This window comes from Pseudomonas sp. TE21435, assembly GCF_056279265.1.
Map to the genome: position 1 here is coordinate 2,282,958 of NZ_JBWBQZ010000001.1, position 22,820 is coordinate 2,305,777.

The 22,820-nt window shown below is 61.7% G+C and carries 19 protein-coding genes; 2 read left to right on the forward strand and 17 right to left on the reverse strand.

Features of this window, described 5'->3' with window-relative positions:
* Positions 1 to 42 precede the first annotated feature (42 nt).
* The gene (locus tag ACZ9C1_RS10280) at positions 43 to 318 is read left to right on the forward strand and encodes a hypothetical protein (RefSeq protein ID WP_046854770.1); all 276 of its coding nucleotides are present in this window, start codon (positions 43 to 45) and stop codon (positions 316 to 318) included.
* Between the two features lie 67 nt (positions 319 to 385).
* Here the strand turns inward: ACZ9C1_RS10280 and ACZ9C1_RS10285 are convergent, their stop codons facing one another.
* The 11 genes from ACZ9C1_RS10285 to sdhC form a co-directional block, all read right to left on the reverse strand.
* Positions 386 to 1,135 (reverse strand): DUF599 domain-containing protein, encoded by a 750-nt coding sequence (locus ACZ9C1_RS10285; RefSeq protein ID WP_110704455.1) that lies wholly within the window; start codon positions 1,133 to 1,135, stop codon positions 386 to 388.
* A gap of 288 nt (positions 1,136 to 1,423) precedes the next feature.
* Complete coding sequence (brnQ, locus tag ACZ9C1_RS10290; protein WP_046854768.1) at positions 1,424 to 2,737, reverse strand: branched-chain amino acid transport system II carrier protein; 1,314 nt, start codon at positions 2,735 to 2,737, stop codon at positions 1,424 to 1,426.
* A 404-nt stretch (positions 2,738 to 3,141) separates the two neighbouring features.
* A complete protein-coding gene (gene sucD, locus ACZ9C1_RS10295; protein WP_004376004.1) occupies positions 3,142 to 4,026 on the reverse strand; it encodes a succinate--CoA ligase subunit alpha in 885 nt (294 codons plus the stop codon).
* Positions 4,026 to 5,192 carry an ADP-forming succinate--CoA ligase subunit beta gene (gene sucC, locus ACZ9C1_RS10300; protein WP_023629628.1) on the reverse strand — a complete coding sequence of 389 codons (1,167 nt, stop codon included), beginning with the start codon at positions 5,190 to 5,192 and terminating at the stop codon, positions 4,026 to 4,028. The genes sucD and sucC overlap by 1 nt, the downstream gene beginning before the upstream one ends.
* 172 nt (positions 5,193 to 5,364) lie before the next feature.
* Positions 5,365 to 6,801 (reverse strand): dihydrolipoyl dehydrogenase, encoded by a 1,437-nt coding sequence (lpdA, locus tag ACZ9C1_RS10305; protein WP_102684708.1) that lies wholly within the window; start codon positions 6,799 to 6,801, stop codon positions 5,365 to 5,367.
* Between the two features lie 90 nt (positions 6,802 to 6,891).
* Positions 6,892 to 8,115 carry a 2-oxoglutarate dehydrogenase complex dihydrolipoyllysine-residue succinyltransferase gene (gene odhB, locus ACZ9C1_RS10310; protein ID WP_102684707.1) on the reverse strand — a complete coding sequence of 408 codons (1,224 nt, stop codon included), beginning with the start codon at positions 8,113 to 8,115 and terminating at the stop codon, positions 6,892 to 6,894.
* Between the two features lie 42 nt (positions 8,116 to 8,157).
* Complete coding sequence (locus ACZ9C1_RS10315) at positions 8,158 to 10,989, reverse strand: 2-oxoglutarate dehydrogenase E1 component (RefSeq protein WP_102684706.1); 2,832 nt, start codon at positions 10,987 to 10,989, stop codon at positions 8,158 to 8,160.
* Positions 10,990 to 11,234: 245 nt separating this feature from the next.
* Complete coding sequence (locus tag ACZ9C1_RS10320) at positions 11,235 to 11,939, reverse strand: succinate dehydrogenase iron-sulfur subunit (RefSeq protein WP_012315348.1); 705 nt, start codon at positions 11,937 to 11,939, stop codon at positions 11,235 to 11,237.
* An 11-nt stretch (positions 11,940 to 11,950) separates the two neighbouring features.
* Positions 11,951 to 13,723, reverse strand: coding sequence for a succinate dehydrogenase flavoprotein subunit (gene sdhA, locus ACZ9C1_RS10325; protein WP_023628895.1), 1,773 nt, complete (start codon positions 13,721 to 13,723; stop codon positions 11,951 to 11,953).
* Positions 13,724 to 13,726: 3 nt separating this feature from the next.
* Positions 13,727 to 14,095 carry a succinate dehydrogenase, hydrophobic membrane anchor protein gene (sdhD, locus tag ACZ9C1_RS10330; protein ID WP_023628896.1) on the reverse strand — a complete coding sequence of 123 codons (369 nt, stop codon included), beginning with the start codon at positions 14,093 to 14,095 and terminating at the stop codon, positions 13,727 to 13,729.
* The gene (sdhC, locus tag ACZ9C1_RS10335; protein ID WP_023628897.1) at positions 14,089 to 14,475 is read right to left on the reverse strand and encodes a succinate dehydrogenase, cytochrome b556 subunit; all 387 of its coding nucleotides are present in this window, start codon (positions 14,473 to 14,475) and stop codon (positions 14,089 to 14,091) included. The genes sdhD and sdhC overlap by 7 nt, the downstream gene beginning before the upstream one ends.
* Positions 14,476 to 14,827: 352 nt before the next feature.
* Here sdhC and gltA point away from each other — a divergent pair, with 352 nt between their 5' ends.
* Positions 14,828 to 16,117 (forward strand): citrate synthase, encoded by a 1,290-nt coding sequence (gene gltA / locus ACZ9C1_RS10340; protein WP_046854764.1) that lies wholly within the window; start codon positions 14,828 to 14,830, stop codon positions 16,115 to 16,117.
* A 70-nt stretch (positions 16,118 to 16,187) separates the two neighbouring features.
* Here gltA and ACZ9C1_RS10345 read toward each other — a convergent pair whose 3' ends face one another.
* The 6 genes from ACZ9C1_RS10345 to ACZ9C1_RS10370 all read right to left on the reverse strand — a co-directional run bounded on the left by ACZ9C1_RS10345 (position 16,188) and on the right by ACZ9C1_RS10370 (position 22,747).
* On the reverse strand, positions 16,188 to 16,793 hold the full coding sequence (locus ACZ9C1_RS10345; RefSeq protein WP_476254570.1) for an START domain-containing protein: 606 nt from the start codon (positions 16,791 to 16,793) through the stop codon (positions 16,188 to 16,190).
* Between the two features lie 33 nt (positions 16,794 to 16,826).
* On the reverse strand, positions 16,827 to 17,081 hold the full coding sequence (locus tag ACZ9C1_RS10350) for a YkgJ family cysteine cluster protein (protein ID WP_110704461.1): 255 nt from the start codon (positions 17,079 to 17,081) through the stop codon (positions 16,827 to 16,829).
* Between the two features lie 107 nt (positions 17,082 to 17,188).
* Entirely contained in the window at positions 17,189 to 17,641 is a 453-nt protein-coding gene (locus ACZ9C1_RS10355; protein ID WP_277505099.1) for a hypothetical protein, read from the reverse strand.
* A 62-nt stretch (positions 17,642 to 17,703) separates the two neighbouring features.
* Positions 17,704 to 19,146, reverse strand: coding sequence for an aminotransferase-like domain-containing protein (locus ACZ9C1_RS10360; protein ID WP_038706507.1), 1,443 nt, complete (start codon positions 19,144 to 19,146; stop codon positions 17,704 to 17,706).
* Positions 19,147 to 19,262: 116 nt separating this feature from the next.
* Positions 19,263 to 19,448 (reverse strand): hypothetical protein, encoded by a 186-nt coding sequence (locus ACZ9C1_RS10365; protein ID WP_476253952.1) that lies wholly within the window; start codon positions 19,446 to 19,448, stop codon positions 19,263 to 19,265.
* An 899-nt stretch (positions 19,449 to 20,347) separates the two neighbouring features.
* On the reverse strand, positions 20,348 to 22,747 hold the full coding sequence (locus ACZ9C1_RS10370; protein WP_476253953.1) for a sensor domain-containing diguanylate cyclase: 2,400 nt from the start codon (positions 22,745 to 22,747) through the stop codon (positions 20,348 to 20,350).
* Between the last annotated feature and the right edge of the window lie 73 nt (positions 22,748 to 22,820).

The window sequence follows — 22,820 nt, forward strand, 5'->3', positions numbered from 1 at the left end:
CGAAGGAACATACAAAGTTATTCCACCCAGGAGAAACACCCCATGCGTAAACCTTTTGCTTTTGCTCTGATGCTGGCCGCTGCCATGGGCCTGGCTGCTTGCGATAAAGCGAGCGAAGACAAAGCCCAGGACGCACAGCAACATGCCGAGCAAGCCCAAGAGAAGATGGGCGAAGCTCAGGATAAGATGAACGACGCCGCCAAGGAAAACGCCGAAGCCGCCAAAGATCAGGCCGAAGCGCAGCAGAAGGCCGCCGAGGAAGCCGCGCCTTCCACTCCAGCGCCGGCCACTGCACCTGCCGAGCCTGCCAAGCAGTAATCTCGCGACATAAAAAAACCCGACACTGTCGGGTTTTTTTATGTCTGTCATTTAAAGCTGAAAGGCTTCAGCCTGCACTGTCGGAAGAGTCTCTACTCGCCTCTACCGGTGCACTTTCGGTGGGCGTGAACACCATCACTTCCAGTACATGGGAGTGGAACTCACGGCGATACAGGATGAACACCACGCCCACGCTCATGGCCATGAACAGCCAGGGGCTGATGAACCAGCTCAACATGGCCATGCCGAAGTAATACGAGCGCAACCCCAGGTTGAACTGGTTGGCGGCCAGCGACAGTACCCGCGCCGCCCGGGAGGCGAAAGCCTTGCGCTCGAGTTCGTTGACCTGACGCTCGCCTATCATCGGCGCCGAGCCCACCAACACTGCGGCGAAGTTGTATTGACGCATGCACCAGCTGAAAGTGAAGAACGCATAGACGAACACCGTCGCCAGGCACAGCAGCTTGATTTCCGACATGCCTTGGGACGCCTGCTGCACCAGCGGCAGGTCGGCCAACAGCGACAATGCGCGGTCGGACGCACCGAGCACGGTGAGGATGCCGGCAAGAATGATCAGGGTGCTGGAGGCGAAGAACGATGCGTTGCGCTCCAGGTTGCCTATCACGCTGGCATCAGCGATGCGGTTGTCGCGCAGCAGCATGCGGCGCATCCAATCCTCGCGGTAAAGGTGCAACACGCTGGCCAGGCACGCAGTATCGCGCCCCTTCCAGGTGGCATAGCGGGTGTAGCCGCCCCAGCAGATGGCGAACCAGCAGACGGCCAGGAGGTTGCCCAGGTTGCTTTGGATGAAGGTCATGCAGGAATCCCTTTAAAGAGAAACAGACCGGTTTTCGACGCCCGGATTCGTTAAAAGACACGTGTCTGGCGTTCAGTTTTTGCCTGCACTGACCTCATCGTCGGCAAGCCGGCTCCCACAAGGGATCACTACCCCCTCTGTGGGAGCCGGCTTGCCGGCGATGAGGCCAGGACAGAAAGACGGTAATAAAAAACCCCGCACCTGTTCAGATGCGGGGTTCGGTTTGCCACCCTTGACTGGCGCCCTTCGGCTTGTGGCCGGCACCAACACCGGGTTCAATCCGTTACGTTAGGCCAGCGCCTCGCGCGGCTTGCCCAGCATGCGGTCGCAGACCACGGCGACAGCCAGGGTGACCACCGATGGCACCAGCCAGGCCATGCCTTCGTTGCTGAACGGCAGGTGAGCCAGGGCGTCAGGCAGTACGTGGGCGAAGCTGCTGCCCTTGATGGCGTCGACAACGCCGAACACCAGCGACACCAGCATGACCGGGGCCAGGATGCGGGTTGGGGAGTTCCACAGGTCCTTCACGAAGCTCAGGCCCACGACCACGATGCACGGCGGGTAGATCGCCGTCAGCACCGGGATCGAGAACATGATCAGCTTGGTCAGGCCCAGGTTGGAGATCACCAGCGAGAAACCAGCCAGGATCACCACCAGGGCACGGTACGACAGCGGCAGGATCTGGCTGAAGTATTCGGCGCAGGCGCAGGTCAGACCAACGGCGGTGACCAGGCAGGCCAGTGCGATCAGTACGGCCAGGAAACCACTGCCCAGCGAACCGAAGGTGTGCTGCACATAGGCATGCAATACCATCGCACCGTTGGTGGCATCGGCTGCGATGTCATGGCTGCCCGCACCGAGGCGGAACAGGCTGACATACACCAGGACCAGACCCAGGCCGGCAATCAGGCCCGCAATGATGGCATAGCGAGTGATCAGCTTCGGCGACTCGACGCCACGCGAACGGATGGCATTGACGATGACGATACCGAAGACCAGTGCCCCCAGCGTGTCCATGGTCAGGTAGCCATCGGAGAAACCTTTGGAGAACGCGGCGGCGGCGTAGGCAGGCTGGGCCTCACCGATCGTGCCGGCCGGCAATGCGAACGCCGCGATGCCCAGCACAGCCAGGGCGATGATCTTCAAGGGCGCGAGGAAACGCCCCACGGTGTCGAGCAACTTACCCGGGTACATCGACACGGCCAGGACCACGGCGAAGTACACCACGCTGTAGATGAGCAGTGCCAGCGGGCTTTCACCGGTCAGCGGCGCCACGCCTACTTCGAACGACACGGTCGCGGTGCGTGGGGTTGCGAACAGCGGGCCGACCGAGAGGTAGCACACCGCCGCCAGCAGGCCGCCGAAGAACTTGCCGATCGGGCTGCTCAGGGCGTCCATGCCGCCACCGACCTTGGCCAGGGCGATCACGGTGATGACCGGCAGGCCCACGGCGGTGACCAGGAAGCCGAGTGCGGCCATCCATACGTTCGGGCCAGACTGCAGGCCGACGATAGGCGGGAAGATGATGTTGCCAGCGCCTACGAAAAGCGCAAACGTCATAAAGCCAAGCGCCAGGATATCCTGGCCTTTTAACACTTTCATTTAAGGAAATACCACACTGCTGAAATCGGGAGTCGGAGGGGATTTCCCATAGGATGAAGGGAAATGCTGCCCGGCTTGGTGAGCCAGACCCGTTTAGCGTGTCGTTCCCTTTTGGGGTACGGGCACAGAGTGAACGCGTAGCCTACCTGTTTTGCCCGGCAAACGCACTGGCACAGTGCTGCTTGTCCGATGTGCGTATGTGTTTGTCGTCTTGTTGAACATGTTAGGCGACCATTTATTGCGTATTCAAACGAATGTCTGGTTGAAAATCCTGATTGTGCCCAACGGATTTTCCTAATGCCTACCGACCTCCTGCTTCAGCCGCGCTCGCCACCCAAGAGACGCAAAACGACAAAGGCCACCCGAAGGTGGCCTTTGTGCGCGTGGGGGGCATTGCGTGTTACTTACTTCTTGACTTCCCAGCCAGTCAGCTCGGCCAGGGCCTTGCCGATGTCAGCCAGGGAACGCACGGTTTTCACACCAGCGTCCTGCAGGGCGGCGAACTTCTCGTCCGCGGTACCCTTGCCACCGGAAATGATGGCGCCAGCGTGGCCCATGCGCTTGCCCGCAGGTGCGGTAACACCGGCGATGTAGGAAACGACAGGCTTGGTCACGTTGGCCTTGATGTAGGCCGCGGCTTCTTCTTCAGCGGAACCGCCGATCTCACCGATCATGACGATCGCTTCGGTCTTCGGATCTTCCTGGAACAGCTTCAGGATGTCGATGAAGTTGGAGCCCGGGATCGGGTCACCGCCGATGCCGACGCAGGTCGACTGGCCGAAACCGGCGTCGGTGGTCTGCTTGACAGCTTCGTAGGTCAGGGTGCCGGAACGCGAAACGATACCGACCTTGCCTGGCAGGTGGATGTGACCCGGCATGATGCCGATCTTGCACTCGCCCGGAGTGATCACGCCTGGGCAGTTCGGGCCGATCAGGGTCACACCCAGCTCGTCGCACTTGACCTTGGCGTCCAGCATGTCGAGGGTAGGGATACCCTCGGTGATGCAGACGATCAGCTTGATGCCACCGAAGGCGGCTTCCAGGATCGAGTCCTTGCAGAAAGGAGCCGGTACGTAGATCACCGACGCGTCAGCGCCGGTAGCTTCTACGGCTTCTTTCACGGTGTTGAACACCGGCAGGCCCAGGTGGGTGGTGCCACCCTTGCCCGGGGTGACGCCGCCGACCATCTTGGTGCCGTAGGCGATGGCTTGTTCGGAGTGGAAAGTACCCTGCGAGCCGGTGAAGCCCTGGCAGATGACTTTGGTGTCTTTATTGATCAGGACGCTCATTACTTGCCCTCCGCAGCTTTGACAACTTGTTGAGCAGCGTCGGTCAGGCTGGTTGCCGCAATGATGTTCAAACCGCTTTCTGCCAGTACTTTAGCGCCCAGTTCGGCGTTGTTGCCTTCGAGGCGAACGACGACCGGAACCTTGACGCCGACTTCTTTCACTGCACCGATGATGCCTTCGGCAATCATGTCGCAGCGAACGATGCCGCCGAAGATGTTGACCAGTACGGCCGCGACATTGCTGTCGGACAGGATGATCTTGAACGCTTCGGTAACGCGCTCTTTGGTGGCACCGCCGCCAACGTCGAGGAAGTTGGCAGGCTTGCCGCCATGCAGGTTGACGATGTCCATGGTACCCATGGCCAGGCCGGCACCGTTGACCATGCAGCCGATGTTGCCTTCGAGGGCAACGTAGTTCAGTTCGAACTTGGCGGCGTGGGCTTCACGGGCGTCGTCCTGCGACGGGTCGTGGAAGGTCTTCAGCTTAGGCTGACGGTACATGGCGTTGGCGTCGATGTTGATCTTGGCATCGAGGCAGTGCAGGTCGCCATCGGCCTTGATCACCAGCGGGTTCACTTCCAGCAGGGCCAGATCGTGATCCTTGAACAGCTTGGCCAGGCCTACGAAGATCTTGGCGAACTGCTGAACTTGCTTGCCTTCCAGGCCCAGCTGGAACGCCAGCTCGCGACCCTGGAACGGCTGAGCGCCGACCAGCGGATCGATGGTGGCCTTGAGGATCTTCTCAGGAGTGTCGTGAGCGACTTTCTCGATGTCCACGCCACCTTCGGTGGAAGCCATGAACACGATGCGGCGGCTCGAACGATCGACTACAGCGCCCAGGTACAGCTCTTTGGCGATGTCAGTGCAGGATTCGACCAGGATCTTGGAAACTGGCTGACCATTGGCGTCGGTCTGGTAGGTAACCAGGTTCTTGCCAAGCCACTGGGCAGCGAACGCCTTGGCGTCTTCCTTGCTGCGAACCAGCTTGACGCCGCCCGCTTTACCGCGACCACCAGCGTGAACCTGGGCTTTTACAACCCACTCGGAACCGCCGATCTTGTCGCAGGCTTCTGCTGCAGCTTCAGGGGTGTCGACTGCGAAACCCTTGGAAACTGGCAGGCCGTATTCAGCGAACAGCTGCTTACCCTGATACTCGTGAAGATTCATGCTTTTTACCGTCTTCGTTAGGTACTGCGCTTCGGCGCTGCGCCATTACTGGCGCCGCACCACCTGTGACCGTTGACCCCGGGTTTTCCCATGTGATCCGGTCCGGCGGACGTTCCGCGGTGAGTCTTGCACGCAAGACCCACGACGGGCAGACCGCCGTGGTTTCTTATAATTAACGCTTCTTACGGTTGGCGACGTGAATGGCACCGCCATTCACCGCCAGCGCTGCTTCATGCAACGCTTCGGACAGGGTCGGATGGCTGAAGACCATCATGCCCAGATCCTCGGCACTGGTGCCGAATTCCATTGCGATCGCGCCCTGCTGTACCAGTTCGGCAGCCGATGGGCCAATCACGTGAACACCCAGGACGCGGTCGGTCTTGGCGTCGGCGATGACCTTGACGAAACCACCGGTATCGTTGGCTGCCATCGCACGGCCGCTGGCCGCGAACGGGAAGGTGCCTACGTTAACCTCAACACCCTCGGCCTTCAAGGCTTGTTCGGTCTTGCCGACCCACGCGATTTCCGGGTGGGTGTAGATGACCGACGGGATCAGGTCGTAGTTCATCTGGGCTTTGTGGCCCTTGATGCGCTCGACGACCATGATGCCCTCTTCCGAGGCCTTGTGCGCCAGCATCATGCCACGCACCACGTCACCGATGGCGAATACGCCCGGAACGCTGGTAGCGCAGTGATCATCGACGAAGATGTAGCCACGCTCGTCGATGGTCACACCGCTGTCGGCAGCCAGCAGGTCAGTGGTCACCGGACGACGGCCGACCGCGACGATCAGCTTGTCGAAGGTGATCTTCTGCTCGCCTTCGGCGTTGGTGTAGGTGACTTCGACTTCGTTGCCGTTGACTTTCGAGCCGGTGACGCGAGCGCCCAGCTTGATGTCCAGGCCTTGCTTGGTCAGGGTCTTCTGGGCTTCTTTCGACACGGCAGTGTCGGCAGCCATCAGGAAGGTGTCCAGGGCTTCCAGGACGGTGACTTCGGCACCCAGGCGAGCCCAGACCGAGCCCAGTTCCAGGCCGATCACGCCGGCACCGATGACGCCCAGGCGCTTCGGTACAGCCTGGAATTCCAGGGCGCCGGTGGAATCGACGATGACGTTCTGGTCGACCGGAGCCGGTGGAATGTCGATCGGACGCGAGCCGGAAGCCAGGATCACGTTCTCGGCTTCGATGACTTCAGTGGTGCCGTCAGCCTTGGTGACTTCGACTTTCTTGCCAGCCAGCAGCTTGCCATGGCCCTGGATCGAAGTGACGCCGTTGGCCTTGAACAGGGTGGCAACACCGCCGGTCAGGTTCTTGACGATGCCGGCCTTGCGGCCAACCATCGCGGCGACGTCCATCTTCACTTCACCCGTGGAGATACCGTGGACGTTGAAGCTCTCTTTGGCTTCCTTGTACTTCCAGGAGCTGTCCAGCAGCGCCTTGGAAGGAATGCAACCTACGTTCAGGCAGGTGCCGCCCAGGGCCAGCTTGCCCTCGGCGTCGGTGTACTTCTCGATACAGGCAGTCTTCAGACCGAGTTGGGCAGCCTTGATGGCGGCAACATAGCCGCCAGGACCTGCACCAATCACCACTACGTCGAATTTCTGGGTCATAAAAGATTCCTTATCAGCTACAAGCTACAAGCCGCGTACCGCACGGCCCCGTCTCTTGAAGAACGGGGCCGGCGGCGCGCAGCTAGTTGATTAGATGTCCAGCAGCAGGCGAGACGGATCTTCCAGCAGGTTCTTGATGGTCACCAGGAAGGTTACCGCTTCCTTGCCGTCGATCAGGCGGTGGTCGTAGGACAGCGCCAGGTACATCATTGGGCGGATCACCACTTGGCCATTGATGGCCATCGGGCGCTGGATGATGTTGTGCATGCCCAGGATCGCGGCCTGCGGCGGGTTGACGATCGGGGTCGACATCATCGAGCCGAAGGTACCACCGTTGGTGATGGTGAAGGTACCGCCAGTCATTTCTTCGATGGCCAGCTTGCCGTCACGGGCCTTCTTGCCGAAGGTAGCGATGCCGTTCTCGATTTCCGCCAGGCTCATCGACTCGGCGTTGCGCAGTACCGGTACCACCAGGCCACGGTCGCTGGAAACAGCGACGCCAACGTCTGCATAACCGTGGTAGACGATGTCGTTGCCGTCGATCGAGGCGTTGACCGCCGGGAAGCGCTTCAGCGCCTCGGTGGCGGCCTTGACGAAGAACGACATGAAGCCCAGGCGCACGCCGTTGTGGGTCTTCTCGAACAGGTCCTTGTACTTCGAACGCAGGGCCATGACTTCGGTCATGTCGACTTCGTTGAAGGTGGTCAGCATCGCCATGTTCGACTGGGCTTCGACCAGACGCTCGGCGATCTTGGCGCGCAGGCGGGTCATCGGCACACGCTTCTCGGTACGGTCGCCAGCGGCGACGACGACCGGAGCAGCGGCGGCGGCAGCGGCCGGCTTGGCAGCTGGAGCCGGAGCCGACTTTTTGTTGGCGACGGCGGCGACGACGTCTTCCTTGGTGATGCGACCGCCCTTGCCGGTGCCGGCAACGGTAGCCAGGTCGATACCGTTCTCTTCAGCCAGCTTGCGCGCGGCAGGTGCGGCAACCGGGTCGTCTTCGCCAGCGTCGGCGGCGGCAGCAGCGGCTGGAGCGGCAGCGGCCGGGGCGGCAGCTGGAGCAGCGGCGGCAGCGCCGCCTTCCACGATCGAGCCCAGCACTTCGTCGGACAGGACGGTATCGCCCTCGCCCTTGACGATGGCGCCCAGCACGCCGTCGGCGGTGGCCAGGACTTCCAGTACGACTTTGTCGGTTTCGATGTCGACGATCAGCTCGTCACGCTTGACGGCGTCGCCCGGCTGCTTGTGCCAGGTGGCAACGGTGCCATCGGCAACCGATTCCGGGAAGGTTGGGGCTTTGATCTCGATAGCCATTATCTGTGTTTCCTTAAATTCGGTTTCAGGTGCGCGAAGGCGTTAGACAGTGAACGCGTCTTGCAGCAGTTTTTCCTGCTGTTCGGCGTGCTTCGATGCGTAACCACAGGCTGGCGCGGCGGACGCGTCGCGGCCGGCGTATTCCAGGACCAGTGCCTTGTTGTGGCGGCCCAGGATACGGCGCATGTGGTGCTGGCTGCTGTACCAGGCGCCCTGGTTCATCGGCTCTTCCTGACACCACACTGCATGCTTGAGGTTGGTGTAAGGCGCCAGGATTTCGACCAGGTCGTCCTCAGGGAACGGATACAGCTGTTCGATACGCACGATGGCGATGTCTTCACGGCCTTCGGCACGGCGTTTTTCCAGCAGGTCGTAGTAGACCTTGCCGCCGCACAGGACCAGGCGTTCGACCTTGGCCGGATCGAGGGTATCGATTTCCGGGATCACGGTCTGGAACGAGCCTTCGGCCAGGTCTTCCAGGGTCGAGATGGCCAGCTTGTGGCGCAGCAGCGACTTCGGCGTCAGCACGACCAACGGCTTGCGCAGCGGGCGGATGACCTGGCGACGCAGCAGGTGGTAGATCTGTGCTGGAGTGGTCGGCACGCACACCTGGATGTTGTGCTCGGCGCACAGCTGCAGGTAACGCTCCAGACGCGCGGAGGAGTGCTCCGGGCCCTGCCCTTCATAACCGTGTGGCAGCAGCATGGTCAGACCGCACAGACGGCCCCACTTGTGCTCGCCGCTGGTGATGAACTGGTCGATCACCACTTGCGCGCCGTTGGCGAAGTCGCCGAACTGGGCTTCCCAGATCACCAGCGCGTTCGGCGTGGTGGTCGAGTAGCCGTATTCGAAAGCCAGTACCGCTTCTTCCGAAAGGAAGGAGTCGTACAGGTCGAAGCGCGGCTGGCCCGGGAACAGGTTCTTCAGCGGGACGTAGGTGCTGGCGTCCTTCTGGTTGTGCAGCACCGCGTGACGGTGCGAGAAGGTGCCACGGCCGATGTCCTGGCCGGTCATGCGGATCGGGTGACCCTCGAACTGCAGGGTGGCGTAGGCCATGGTCTCGGCGTAACCCCAGTTGATCGGCAAGCCGCCGGCTTGCATCTTCTGGCGGTCTTCGTAGATCTTCGCGACCTGACGCTGGACGACGAAGCCCTCTGGCAGCTCCAGCAGCTTGGCCGACAGTTCCTGCAGGGTCTTGAGGTCGAAGCGGGTGTCGTGACGCGCGGTCCAGGCATGGCCCAGGTACGGGCGCCAGTCGACGAACAGCTCGCGGTTCGGCTCCTTGACCAGGCTCTTGACGACGTGCAGGCCGTTGTCCAGGGCGTTGCGGTACTCGTCGATCTTGGCCTGGGCGCGTTCGGCATCGATGCGGCCGGCACTGATCAGTTGCTCGGCGTACAGCTCACGTGTGGTGCGCTGCTTGCTGATCTGCTGGTACATCAGCGGCTGGGTGCCGTTCGGCTCGTCGGCCTCGTTGTGGCCACGGCGGCGGTAGCAGACCAGGTCGATGACCACGTCACGCTTGAACTGCATGCGGTAATCGATGGCCAGCTGGGTGACGAACATCACCGCTTCCGGATCGTCGCCGTTCACGTGCAGGATCGGTGCCTGGATCATCTTGGCAACGTCGGTGGCGTACTCGGTGGAGCGCGCGTCCAGCGGGTTGCTGATGGTGAAGCCGACCTGGTTGTTGATCACGATGTGCACGGTGCCGCCGGTCTTGAAACCGCGGGTCTGCGACATCTGGAAGGTTTCCATGACCACGCCCTGGCCGGCGAACGCCGCGTCGCCGTGGATCGAGATCGGCAGGACCTTGTCGCCAACGCTGTCGTTGCGGCGATCCTGGCGGGCGCGAACCGAACCTTCAACCACTGGCGAGACGATTTCCAGGTGGGAGGGGTTGAACGCCATGGCCAGGTGAACTTCGCCACCGGGGGTCATCACGTTGGAGGAGAAGCCCTGGTGATACTTCACGTCACCGGAGCCCAGCTCGTTCATCTTCTTGCCTTCGAACTCGTCGAACAGCTCGCGCGGGTTCTTGCCGAAGGTGTTGACGAGCACGTTCAGGCGGCCACGGTGGGCCATGCCGATCACGACTTCCTTGGTACCGTAGGAACCGGAGCGCTGGATCATTTCGTCCAGCATCGGGATCAGGCTCTCGCCGCCTTCCAGGCCGAAGCGCTTGGTGCCCGGGTACTTGGTGCCCAGGTACTTCTCCAGGCCCTCACCGGCCGTGACGCGCTCGAGCAGGTGCGCCTGCACATCGGCGGAGAACTCCGGACGGCCACGCACGCTTTCCAGGCGCTGCTGGAACCAGCTGCGCTGCTCGGAATCGACGATGTGGGTGAATTCGGCACCAATGGTGCGACAATATGTCTTCTCGAGCGCCTCGAAGATTTCGCGTAGGCTCGCTTCCTCTTTGCCGATGAACAGGTCGCCGGCACGGAAGGTCGTATCAAGATCGGCATTGGTCAAGCCGTAATGATTGATCGACAGGTCTACGGGCGCAGGACGCTGCCACAACCCCAACGGGTCGAGCTTGGCAGCCTGATGGCCGCGCATACGATAGGCCTGGATCAGTCGCAGCACTTCAACCTGCTTCTTCTCGTGCTCTGTGCTCACGCTCCCGGCGGAAACCGGTTGGGCGCGGCGCTGGTTCTTTGCCAGCAATACGAAATGGTCGCGGATCGTCGAGTGCGATACATCGGTAGCGGTGCTGCCGTCGGCGGGCAACTTCTGGAAGTAGGTGCGCCACTCTTCTGGCACAGCGTTAGGGTCGTGCAGGTAGAGCTCATAAAGCTCTTCCACATATGCAGCGTTACCACCTGAAAGGTGGGCGCTTTCCCACATGCGCTGCATCACGCTTTCTTGCATGCTTGGTCACCCTCGGTTAGGGGACTGATCGGCGAGAGCCACAGCAAACCTGGAAAAGTCCGAACACAGCGACTGAACCACGCCACCTGGATCCTGCTGATTTTCCGGGTACCAGCCCGGAAGCCCCTGCTGGTCTCATATCTTCATAGGTAATGAGCGCGGGCTTTGTGGGCCCTTGCTCGGGTTTTACCTCAGTGCGGGCTCACCACCCGCACCTCGGCTTACTGCAGGTACAACGTTTTGAATCAGGTGCCGCTCTGCAGCAGCATGTTACGTACGTGGCCGATAGCCTTGGTCGGGTTCAGACCCTTCGGGCAAACGTTCACGCAGTTCATGATCCCGCGGCAGCGGAATACGCTGAACGGGTCATCCAGGGACGCCAGGCGCTCCTGAGTCTTGGTGTCACGGCTGTCGGCCAGGAAGCGATAGGCCTGCAGCAGTGCGGCGGGGCCCAGGAACTTGTCCGGGTTCCACCAGAACGATGGGCAGGAGGTCGAGCAGCAAGCGCACAGGATGCACTCGTACAGACCGTCCAGCTTGTCGCGGTCTTCCGGCGACTGCAGACGCTCGATGGCCGGAGCCGGCGTGTCGTTCTGCAGGAACGGCTTCACCTTCTCGTACTGCTTGTAGAAGATGCTCATATCGACCACCAGGTCACGAATGACCGGCAGGCCAGGCAGCGGGCGCAGCACCAGCTTGTTGCCCTTGACCACGCCCGACAGAGGGGTGATGCAGGCCAGGCCGTTCTTGCCGTTCATGTTCATGCCATCGGAACCGCACACGCCTTCACGGCAGGAGCGACGGTACGAGAAGCCCTCGTCCTTTTCCTTGATCAGTGCCAGCACGTCCAGAACCATCAGGTCCTTGCCGCCGGTATCGACGTCGAACGACTCCATCTTGGGCGCCGAGTCGGTGTCGGGGTTGTAGCGATAAACTTCGACTTTCAACATAGCAGCCACCCTTAGTAAGTCCGGACTTTTGGTTCGAAGGCAGGAACTGTCTTCGGCGCAAAGTTGACGCCGCGCTTGGCAACGCGCTTCTCACCCGGGTAGTACAGGGTGTGGCACAGCCAGTTCTCGTCGTCACGGTCTTCGAAGTCTTCACGGGCGTGCGCGCCGCGGGACTCTTTACGGGCTTCGGCCGCGATGGCGGTAGCTTCGGCGACTTCCAGCAGGTTCTGCAGCTCCAGCGCTTCGATACGCGCGGTGTTGAAGGCCTGGGACTTGTCGTTGATCTTGACGTTGGCGATGCGGTCACGCAGGCCAGCCAGCTGCTCGATACCCTTCTGCATGTATTCGCCGGTACGGAATACACCGAAGTAGTTCTGCATGCAGCTCTGCAGCTCGCGCTTCAGGCTTGCCACGTCTTCGCCACTGGTACGCTCGTTGAGCTTGTTCAGGCGGTTCAGGGCAACATCGACGTCGGTGTCGCTGGCATCGCGGTACTCGACGCCTTCGGTCAGCGCCTTTTCCAGGTGCAGGCCGGCGGCACGGCCGAATACAACCAGGTCGAGCAGCGAGTTGCCGCCCAGGCGGTTGGCGCCATGGACCGACACACAGGCCACTTCACCCACGGCGAACAGACCCGGAATGATGTGGTCCTTGCCTTCGGCGTCCATGGTGATGGCCTGGCCATGAATGTTGGTGGCAACGCCGCCCATCATGTAATGGCAGGTCGGCACGACCGGAACCGGGGCGACCACCGGGTCGACGTGGGCGAAGGTCTTGGACAGCTCGCAGATACCTGGCAGGCGGCTGTGCAGCACTTCCTCGCCCAGGTGATCCAGCTTCAGCAGCACGTGGTCCTTGTTCGGGCCCACGCCGTTACCGGCGATGATTTCCTTGACCATGGAGCGGGCGACCACGTCGCGGCCGGCCAGGTCTTTCGCGTTCGGCGCGTAACGCTCCATGAAGCGCTCGCCGTGGGCGTTGATCAGGTAGCCACCTTCACCGCGGCAACCTTCGGTGACCAGTACACCGGCGCCGGCGATGCCGGTCGGGTGGAACTGCCACATCTCGATATCCTGCACCGGCACGCCGGCACGCAGGGCCATGCCGATACCGTCACCGGTATTGATCAGGGCGTTGGTGGTGGAGGCGTAGATACGGCCAGCACCGCCAGTCGCCAGCACGGTGGCCTTGGACTTGATGTACATGGTTTCGCCGGTTTCGATGCAGATCGCGATCACACCGACGAACGCGCCGTCCTGGTTCTTCACCAGGTCAACGGCGTAGTACTCGTTGAGGAAGGTGGTGCCTGCCTTCAGGTTGCCCTGGTACAGGGTGTGCAGCAGCGCGTGACCGGTACGGTCGGAGGCTGCGCAGGTACGGGCAGCCTGGCCGCCCTTGCCGAAGTCCTTGGACTGGCCACCGAACGGACGCTGGTAGATACGACCGGTTTCGGTACGCGAGAACGGCAGCCCCATGTGGTCCAGCTCGAAGACCGCGGCCGGGCCTTCCTGACACATGTATTCGATAGCGTCCTGGTCACCGATGTAGTCGGAACCCTTGACGGTATCGTACATGTGCCAGCGCCAGTCGTCGTTCGGGTCGGCCGAAGCGATGGCGCAGGTGATGCCGCCCTGGGCGGAAACGGTATGCGAACGAGTCGGGAACACCTTGGTGACTACAGCGGTCTTGTGGCCGCCTTGAGCCAGTTGCAGCGCTGCGCGCATGCCCGCGCCGCCGCCACCGATGATGATGGCGTCGAAGGAAATGGTTGGAATGTTAGCCATGAATCAGATACCCCAGAGAATCTGCACACCCCAGACGAAGTAAGCGAACATCGCAACGCCGCATACCGCCTGGAACAGGAAACGAATCGCAGTCGCCGACTTGCCGAACGCCATCGGCGTCAGGTAGTCGGTGGCAATGGTCCACATGCCGACCCAGGCGTGGGCGCCCAGGGCAACGAGGGCCAGCAGACTGAAGATGCGCATCGCGTTGTTGGTGAACAGAGCGTGCCACTGGGCGTAGTCGATGCCCGGGTGGGCGGCGAGGTAGCCGATCAGGAAAATGAAGTAAGCCGCGAGAACGACCGCCGAGACGCGCTGCGCCATCCAGTCGTAGAGGCCCGAACGCGACAGGTTCGTGACGTTAGTTACCATACCCAAACTCCTGCCAGAACGATCAGCACCACGGAGATGACGATCACGATTTTCGAGCCCAGCTTGCCGCCTTCCAGCGTCTCACCGACACCCATGTCCATGATCAGGTGGCGCACACCTGCCACGAGGTGGTACAGCAGGCCGGACAGCAGGCCCCAGGTCACCAGTTTGGCCAGCGGACTGGTCAGACACGCCTTCACCTCGGCAAAGCCTTCCTCCGAACCCAGCGACTTGCCCAGTGCGTACAGCATGATGGCAAGGCCGAGGAAGAGGATGACGCCGGAAATACGGTGAAGAATGGACGTGTACGCGGTGATCGGGAGTTTGATGGTCCTTAGGTCTAGGTTTACAGGTCGTTGGCTTTTCACGGCTTTTTTCACACTGAAGAGCCCCTAGCTAACAGGGCAAAGTTGTTGGTAAGTGTACTGGTCAGGTACCCACCACCCAGGAGAGCGACGACACCCAGCAGGGCGGGCTTGAAAGCCCCTGGGAGTCGGCTGCCGAGTATAGACAGTTAGGCTGCTTATGACAACGTGAGGGGCTAGCCCAAATAGCGCATTGCCTTTAAGGGACAAAAGGCGTAAACGGGCGAGAATTTCGTGAAAAATCAGGCCTCAGAGGGCGTTTCAACCAGCCTTTAGGCAAATTGACATTCGAATTTATCCCTCTATAGTGGTGCGGGCCCTGCGTGGGGGGTCTGTCTGATGATTTCAAGCATTAATAGGAGGCCACATGGCTGACAAAAAAGCGCAGTTGATCATCGAGGGCGCTGCCCCCGTCGAGCTGCCCATTTTAACCGGCACCGTTGGTCCCGATGTTATCGACGTCCGCGGGTTGGGGGCATCAGGCCACTTCACCTTCGACCCTGGTTTCATGGCGACCGCCTCGTGCGAGTCGAAGATCACCTACATCGATGGCGACAAGGGCGTGCTGCTGCACCGCGGCTACCCGATCGAACAGCTCGCCGAACAGTCGGACTACCTCGAGACCTGCTACCTACTGCTCAACGGCGAACTGCCGAATGCCGAGCAGAAGGCCCAGTTCGTCAGCACCGTGAAGAACCACACCATGGTTCACGAGCAGCTGAAGTCGTTCTTCAACGGCTTCCGCCGCGACGCCCACCCCATGGCAGTGATGTGCGGCGTGGTCGGCGCCCTGTCGGCGTTCTATCACGACTCGCTGGACATTAATAACCCGCAGCACCGCGAAATCTCCGCGGTACGCCTGGTCGCGAAAATGCCGACCCTGGCCGCGATGGTCTACAAGTACTCCATGGGCCAACCCATGATGTACCCGCGCAATGACCTGTCGTACGCAGAAAACTTCCTGCACATGATGTTCAACACCCCGTGCGAGATCAAACCGATCAGCCCGGTGCTGGCCAAGGCGATGGACCGGATCTTCATCCTCCACGCCGACCACGAGCAGAACGCCTCCACCTCCACCGTGCGCCTGGCGGGCTCCTCGGGCGCCAACCCGTTCGCCTGTATCGCCGCCGGCATCGCCGCACTGTGGGGCCCGGCCCACGGCGGTGCGAACGAAGCCGTACTGACCATGCTCGATGAAATCGGCGATGTCTCGAACATCGACAAGTTCATCGCCAAGGCCAAGGACAAGAACGATCCGTTCAAGCTCATGGGCTTCGGTCACCGCGTGTACAAGAACCGCGACCCGCGCGCCACCGTGATGAAGAAGACCTGCGACGAAGTGCTCAGCGAGCTGGGCATCAAGAACGACCCGCAGCTGGAACTGGCCATGCGCCTGGAAGAGATCGCCCTGACCGATCCGTACTTCGTCGAGCGCTCGCTGTACCCGAACGTCGACTTCTACTCGGGCATCATCCTCAAGGCCATCGGTATTCCGACCAGCATGTTCACCGTGATCTTCGCCCTGGCACGTACCGTCGGCTGGATCTCGCACTGGAAGGAAATGCTCTCCAGCCCATACAAGATCGGCCGCCCACGCCAGCTGTACACCGGCTACGAGCAGCGTGACATCGTCGAGCTGAAAGACCGCAAGTAAGCCCTGTCGGCCGAACGCAAAAAAGGCTGCCCTCGGGCAGCCTTTCTTGTTTCTGCGTTACCGGCGCCGATCACTGCTTCTCGGCACGCTCCTTCAACCCCTTCAGGGTATTGAACGGCGCATCCACCACGAACTTGTTGGCCAACCAGGACGGCACACTGCCACCTGGCTCGGTGTGCACCTGGTAGGTCACCTCGGTGCTGTCACCCTTGGGCACCAGCTTCCAGTAGCCCTCCACCTGGGCGACACGCACGAAGCCCTTTTCCTCCGGCAGATACTTCGGCTGCTCCTCAAGCTTGCGGGTCAGGCTGCCATCAGCCTCCTGGACAGTGGTCACATGCAGGACGGAATCGCGTGGCGTCACAGGCCATGGTGTATTGAACTGGGTGTAGGTCCAGCTCTGGTCGCCCTCGCTCTTGAGCAGTTTCTGCGACTTGCACTCGTGGATCCAGGCGCAGGCCCCCGCCACGTCCTCCTGCAGCGCCTTGACCTTGGCCAGCGGTGCATTGATCACGGTCACGCCACGGTAGGCCTTGTACTTGGAACCGGCCACCTCGCTGAGGGACACCTTGATCCCCTCCTCGTCCTTGGCCACCTGCCAGTTCTCGGCCCAAGCCGTCGGTGCCAGCACGACACCCATGCCACACAGCAGTGCAATACGCTTGATCGATCTCATCATCTTGTTCCTTGTTGTCGAGGATCCAACCTGTCACGCCGCCGTCATCTGCTCCAGCCACCCGATGATGCGGATGGCCTCGTCACGATCGTTGCCACAGATGTCCGCTTCCGCCTTGAAGCCGCCACACACTTTGGGCCGCTCGGGCTTGCCGAACAGCGCACAGAGGTTTTCGACATTCAGGTGCAGGCAGCGTTCGCCGGCCGGCTTGCCCTGCGGCATGCCGGGGATAGGTGAACTGATGGACGGGGCGATGCAGCAGGCACCGCAGCCCTCGCGGCATTTCATGACAACAGGACTCCCAGGAGCAAAACGGGACGAACGTCCCTGGATACTAACCGCTCAAACATATGTTTGAAATTGCCGAGCGAATGAAAAAGACGGTGACCCGGCAGTCAGTTGCGGAATTCGAAATCGATCGCCGCGCCGTCGACGTCGCGCCGGCTGTCGTTGCGCAACTGCAGCTGCATTTCGTTGCTGATCAGCCGGCCGTTGAGCTGGAACGGGCTGCTGTCGGACTCCGGCTTGGTGGGGAACATCGACGGCAGCAGAGGTTTGCGCACCACCGGCCCGTCACCCAGGTCCGGCTCGAGGTGCCTGACCATTTCACTCGGCAGGCTCAGGTCGATCTTCTGCTTGGGTAGCGATTTGGCGACAGCCTTGCTGACAGGCTTGGCCTTCACCTTGGGCTTGACCTTTGGTTTGGCCTTGGGCTTGGCTGCAGCCTTGGCCGGCGACTTGTGCACCCCCTGCGCCTTGGTTGCAGGCTCGGCAGCCTGCACCGCTCCGGCCGGCAGCCAGGGCAACGCGCAACACAGGGCAATGACAAGAGGACGAAACAGGTTCATGGGTACCGGGAGCGTAAGCTGCAAAACGCGTATGCTCCCTGTTCCCCGCTCATCTGACAAGCCTACAAAAGTGAACCTGTCGGCTCGCGGCACAATTGCTGGGCCAGCAGCCCCAGGGTCATCACCGCGCGCTCCGCCTCGCGGTTCCAGGGAATACCGCAATTGAGCCGGATACAGTGGTTGAACTGCTCCGTGTTACTGAAGATCAGCCCCGGCGCGATGCTGATCCCCTGTTCCAGCGCCCGCACATGCAGCTCCTGGGTATTGACTCGCCCTGGCAGGCTGACCCAAAGAATGAAGCCGCCGGTGGGCCGGGTCATCTGCGTGCCTTCGGGGAAGTGCTGCTGCACCGCCAGCTGGTAGGCACTGAGGTTCTTGCGATACTCCTGGCGAATGTAGCGCAGGTGGCGATCGTAGCCGCCGTTCTCCAGGTAGGCGGCCACCGCCATCTGCGTGACACTGCAGGCCGAGTGTGTAGTGAAGGTCTGCAGGCGCTGGATCTCGTCCTGGTAGCGCCCGGCGATCATCCAGCCGACCCGCACCCCTGGCGACAGGGTCTTGGAGAAGCTCGAGCAGTAGATCACCCGGTCGAGGCGATCGAACGCCTTGAGCGCCTTGGTGCGCCCCTGCTCGAACATCAGCTCACCGTAGATATCATCCTCGACGATCTGTATGTCGAAGTCCGAGGCCAGGCGCAGCAACTGCTTCTGCCGCTCCTCGGGGATGGTGCCGCCCAAGGGATTGCTCAAGCGCGCCGTCAGTACCAGCGCCTTGATCGACCACTGGTTGGCTGCCAGTTGCAGGGCTTCCAGGCTGATACCGGTAGAGGGATCGCTGGGAATCTCGATGACCTTGAGCCCCAGCAGGTCGGCCAGCTGCAGCAGGCCATAGTAAGTGGGCGACTCGGCCGCAATCAGGTCGCCCGGTCGGGTCAGCACCCGCAGCGCCATCTGCAGGGCATCGACGCAGCCGTGGGTCACCACCACCTCACGCGGATCGACCAGCACGCCGGCATCACGCATGCGAATGGCGATCTGCCGGCGCAGCGGTTCGAAACCCGGGCTGAACATGTAGCTGAAGGCACGCGGGCTGTGGAAGCGCGTCACCTTGGCCAATTGCTGGTGCAGGGCACGCACGGGCAGGTAGTCCACATGCGGCACCGCGGCGCCGAATGGGAAAACCCCATCGCGCCGCGCCTCGACCAGCACTTGCTGGATGATGCTTGCCCGGGTGACCAGGCCCGGGCGCTCGACCCGCGCGATATCCGGGGTCTGCGCCGTCAACGCCGGGGTCTGGTGGACGTAGTAGCCGGACTGCGGCCGGGCACGGATCAGGCCCTGGTCCTCGAGATTGGCGTACGCCTGCAGCACGGTGGCATGGCTGACATTGAGCTGCGCGCTCATCTTGCGCACCGACGGCACCCGCTCCCCCGGCTGGTAGACACCCCGGCGGATGTCATCGGCCAGTTGCTGGGCAATGCGCTGGTACAGCAGCAGGTTGGTCATGGCGTGTTCTCGAAGCGCTGACGGGTCATTGTTCTTGTGTGGCTCACTGCGGGGCCAGAATACCGTAACAGTTACGAAGTGTACTGGGACAGATCGGAGAATAGCCAACAATACAGTTACGTGACAGAGAAGTGATAGCCGACCACGTCGGCGCGCCGACGAACGCTCAAATCACCTTTGATTCTGCCGATACCGATACCGATACCGATGCCGTTGCCGTTGCCGTTGCCGTTGCCGTTGCCGTTGCCGTTGCCGTTGCCGTTGCCGTTGCCGTTGCCGTTGCCGTTGCCGTTGCCGATCAAGAGTCTAGCGCCCTACCCAGCTAGCGACAGCTGCGTCAGACCAGGCGCCGCCCGTAACTTCGCGACTTCAGGAGGCCGAACGCAGGACTTGCGGAGGGAGGTGACGGGCATGGATGCCCGTCAAGCGCTGCGCCCCAGGATGGGGCGTTCAGCGCGGTCCTCCCGGGAGCAAGGCCGGAGTGAGGGGACCCGGAGCGAAGCGTAGGGCCGGATGAATGGAGCGCAGCGTTTTTTGGTTACTTTTTGTCGCGTTTGACAAAAAGTGACTCGCCGGGTGGCGAAAGGGTGAATATGCGTCAGTATAGCCAATGAATGCGTTTACAACTGTAAAAACCCACGCCAATCGCATTTGACTTTGACTTTGACTTTGACTTTGACTTTGACTTTGACTTTGACTTTGACTTTGACTTACACAGTGTGTGTTTTTAAAGCTATATGCGCATTCATTTGCGATGGTGACGCATAATCACCTTTCCGCCCTTACGGCGGGTCCCTTTTTGAAGCATCAAAAAGGAACCAAAAAATGCTCGCTCCATTCATCCGGCCCCTACGCTTCGCTCCGGGGTCCCCTCACTCCGGCCTTGCTCCCGGGAGGACCGCGCTGAACGCCCCATCCTGGGGCGCAGCGCTTGACGGGCATCCATGCCCGTCACCTCCCTCCGCAAAACCTACGTTCGGCCTCCTGAAGTCGCAATTTGTGTCGCCTGAACTATCGCGCACTTAGAAGCAAAAGCAGAGCAAGAGCAAGAGCAAGAGCAAGAGCAAGAGCAAAACTTGAAGATCAAGCAATAGAAAAGATGACAATGCACCGACACGACGCAATATAAAATAAATTTGCATACAACTTCAAAACCAACACCAAATACTATCCACCAATCAACAAGAACATCAAACCCAAGTCAAGACAACAACTCCCCCTCAACCCGATCCCTCCCCCCCTGCTTGGCCACATATACCCCAGCATCCGCCCGCAACAACAACGCATCCGCCCCCTCCCCCGCCCGCCACCCCGCCACCCCGAAACTCGCCGTGACCCGCCCAACGCCCTCCACCGGCACACTGCGCAAACCCTGCCACAACTCCTGCGCCAGCATCCGCGCCTGCTCGGCATTACTCCCGGGGCACAGCACCATGAACTCCTCCCCGCCCAAGCGGCAGAACACATCGGTGCGCCGCAGCCGATGCGCGATCCGCTGGCACAGATTGCGCAGCACATGATCCCCGACCGCATGCCCGAACTGATCGTTGATACGCTTGAAATGGTCGATATCCAGCATGATCACCGCCAGGTCCAGACCTTCGCGCTGGGCCCGATCCAGTTCGTTGCGCAGCCGCTCCTGGAAATAGCGTCGGTTGTAGATGCCGGTCAGGGCGTCGGTCACCGACAATGCGCGTAACTCTTCCTCGACCCGCTTGAGATCCGAGATGTCCGTCAGGTAGCCATGCCACAGCGTGCTGCCATGCTCGCCGATCTCCGGCGTAGCCTCCCCACGCACCCAGCGCAGCCCCGCTTGCGGCAGGCACACCCGATACTCCTCGCGCCACGGCGCAAGATGCTCGGCGGAATACCGCACCGAGCGTCGCACCCGCTCCAGGTCGTCAGGGTGAATACGCTCGAACACCGCCGTGGCATCCTCGCGCAGCACCGCCAGGTCAACCTCGTAGATGTCGTGTAGACCTTGGCTGGCGTAGGGAAAACAGGAATGGCCATCGGCATCCAGGCGGTACTGGTAGATCCCGCCCGGCACCTCGGCGCTGAGTTTCTCCAGCAACCGATCGCGGGCCGCCAGGGCTTCGTGCACCCGGCGCCTCTCGGTGACATCGATGCAGATCGCCAGGTAACCCACCCACAAGCCCTGCTCGTCCAGCACCGCCGTCACCAGCATGTTGGCCAGCAGATGGCTACCGTCCTTGCGTACCAGCGTCCAGTCCGCCGGCTGCGCGCCACCCTCCTGCACCGTTTCGGCGAACATCGCCTGGCCGGCGCCGACCTCGCGGCCAAAGCGCACGCTCAAGGCATGGGCACGCTGGTGCAGCTCTTCGGGCAACACCAGGTCCTCCAGCCGCAGCTGGCCCAGCGCTTCGCCGGCCGAGTAGCCCAGCATGCGTTCGGCGCCGGCATTGAACGTGCCGATCACTCCGCGCAGGCTGGTGGCGATGATCGCGACCTGGGTCGCGGCATCGAGCACGCTGCGCAACTGGTTGTGAGTCTCGCGCAACGACTGCTCGCTGACACGCAACTCGGCGGTGCGCCGGGCCACCAGGCCCAGGGCACGCTGGCGCTGGCTGAACAGGCTGTAAAGCAGCAGCGCCAGCAATATGCTCAGCAGGCCACCAAGCAATGCCACGACTGACACCGCAGACGACCGGTTGGCCAACAGAAAGCCCTGGCTGGGGCGAATATCGAGCTGGTAGTGATGGTCGGCCAGGTGCAGCAGGTGACTGCTGGCAAGGCCCATGCGCGCCGGCTGCATGCCCGAGTCGAACAGCACCTCGTGACCACCCTCGGTGGACAGATCGAGGATGCGCACCACCAGGTTGTCATCGGCCACGGTCGGCAGGCTCTCGGCTATCAACTGGTGCAGGCTGAGCAACGCCATCACATAACCTCGGGGCAACTCGCTCGCCGGCGCATCATCGGCGAACACCGGAGCGACCATCAGCAGGCCGCGGGTGTAGGCCGGCTCGACATTGATCATGTCCAGCGGCGCAGACACCGCCATGCTGCCAGGGCCCGGGGCCCGGGCCAGGGTCGCGGCGCGCAGCGCCTGCCCGCCCAGGTCGAAACCATAGGGCTGGGCCTGCCGGCTCGCCGCCTGGGTGTACAGGACCGGGTAGTAGTGATCACGCATCGCTGCCGCCTGCCAACGCCCCTGGGCGTCCAGGTCGCGGATCTGGTAAGGCTGCCCCAGCAAGGCGCTGGCCTGCTGTTCGAACGCCGCGCGCTGCCCGGACGCTACCCGCGGCGCCCAGGAGTAGGCCTGGGTGCGATGCAGCAACGGGCGGGCATAGCCATCGAACTCGTAGGGCGTGATTTCACTGGAGTAGGCGAAAAAGCGGCGCAGGCCGTCCAGGCGCTGCTCCTGCTCCTCGAAACGTTCGGCGATGCGGCTGTAGCGTTCACTGGCCAGCAGTTCGAAACGCTGGCGCAGTTGCTGCTTGAAGAAGGTCTGCGTGGCAATGGCCAGCGCGGCCGTGAGCAGCGCTCCGGCGACCAGCGCCGCCAGGGCCACGCCCCAGGCCGACAGCTCGTCACCGAACAGGCCAAGCGGCTTCGCAGGTACGCCTGGGTTCGACATAGAGGACTCTCAGCAACGTCAGCGTCCTGCGTATTGTCCCGCCCTGTCCTGCTTTATAGCCGCTGGCCAGTGG

What these genes read in the sequence shown, in the direction of transcription:
- ACZ9C1_RS10315 (WP_102684706.1), bottom strand. Translation starts at nt 10,989, where the DNA reads ATGCAAGAAAGCGTGATGCAGCGCATGTGGGAAAGCGCCCACCTTTCA.
- ACZ9C1_RS10360 (WP_038706507.1), bottom strand. Translation starts at nt 19,146, where the DNA reads ATGACCAACCTGCTGCTGTACCAGCGCATTGCCCAGCAACTGGCCGAT.
- sucC (WP_023629628.1), bottom strand. Translation starts at nt 5,192, where the DNA reads ATGAATCTTCACGAGTATCAGGGTAAGCAGCTGTTCGCTGAATACGGC.
- lpdA (WP_102684708.1), bottom strand. Translation starts at nt 6,801, where the DNA reads ATGACCCAGAAATTCGACGTAGTGGTGATTGGTGCAGGTCCTGGCGGC.
- ACZ9C1_RS10350 (WP_110704461.1), bottom strand. Translation starts at nt 17,081, where the DNA reads ATGAAATGCCGCGAGGGCTGCGGTGCCTGCTGCATCGCCCCGTCCATC.
- sdhD (WP_023628896.1), bottom strand. Translation starts at nt 14,095, where the DNA reads ATGGTAACTAACGTCACGAACCTGTCGCGTTCGGGCCTCTACGACTGG.
- ACZ9C1_RS10355 (WP_277505099.1), bottom strand. Translation starts at nt 17,641, where the DNA reads ATGAACCTGTTTCGTCCTCTTGTCATTGCCCTGTGTTGCGCGTTGCCC.
- brnQ (WP_046854768.1), bottom strand. Translation starts at nt 2,737, where the DNA reads ATGAAAGTGTTAAAAGGCCAGGATATCCTGGCGCTTGGCTTTATGACG.
- sucD (WP_004376004.1), bottom strand. Translation starts at nt 4,026, where the DNA reads ATGAGCGTCCTGATCAATAAAGACACCAAAGTCATCTGCCAGGGCTTC.
- odhB (WP_102684707.1), bottom strand. Translation starts at nt 8,115, where the DNA reads ATGGCTATCGAGATCAAAGCCCCAACCTTCCCGGAATCGGTTGCCGAT.
- ACZ9C1_RS10285 (WP_110704455.1), bottom strand. Translation starts at nt 1,135, where the DNA reads ATGACCTTCATCCAAAGCAACCTGGGCAACCTCCTGGCCGTCTGCTGG.
- ACZ9C1_RS10370 (WP_476253953.1), bottom strand. Translation starts at nt 22,747, where the DNA reads ATGTCGAACCCAGGCGTACCTGCGAAGCCGCTTGGCCTGTTCGGTGAC.
- sdhA (WP_023628895.1), bottom strand. Translation starts at nt 13,723, where the DNA reads ATGGCTAACATTCCAACCATTTCCTTCGACGCCATCATCATCGGTGGC.
- ACZ9C1_RS10345 (WP_476254570.1), bottom strand. Translation starts at nt 16,793, where the DNA reads ATGAGATCGATCAAGCGTATTGCACTGCTGTGTGGCATGGGTGTCGTG.
- gltA (WP_046854764.1), top strand. Translation starts at nt 14,828, where the DNA reads ATGGCTGACAAAAAAGCGCAGTTGATCATCGAGGGCGCTGCCCCCGTC.
- ACZ9C1_RS10280 (WP_046854770.1), top strand. Translation starts at nt 43, where the DNA reads ATGCGTAAACCTTTTGCTTTTGCTCTGATGCTGGCCGCTGCCATGGGC.
- ACZ9C1_RS10320 (WP_012315348.1), bottom strand. Translation starts at nt 11,939, where the DNA reads ATGTTGAAAGTCGAAGTTTATCGCTACAACCCCGACACCGACTCGGCG.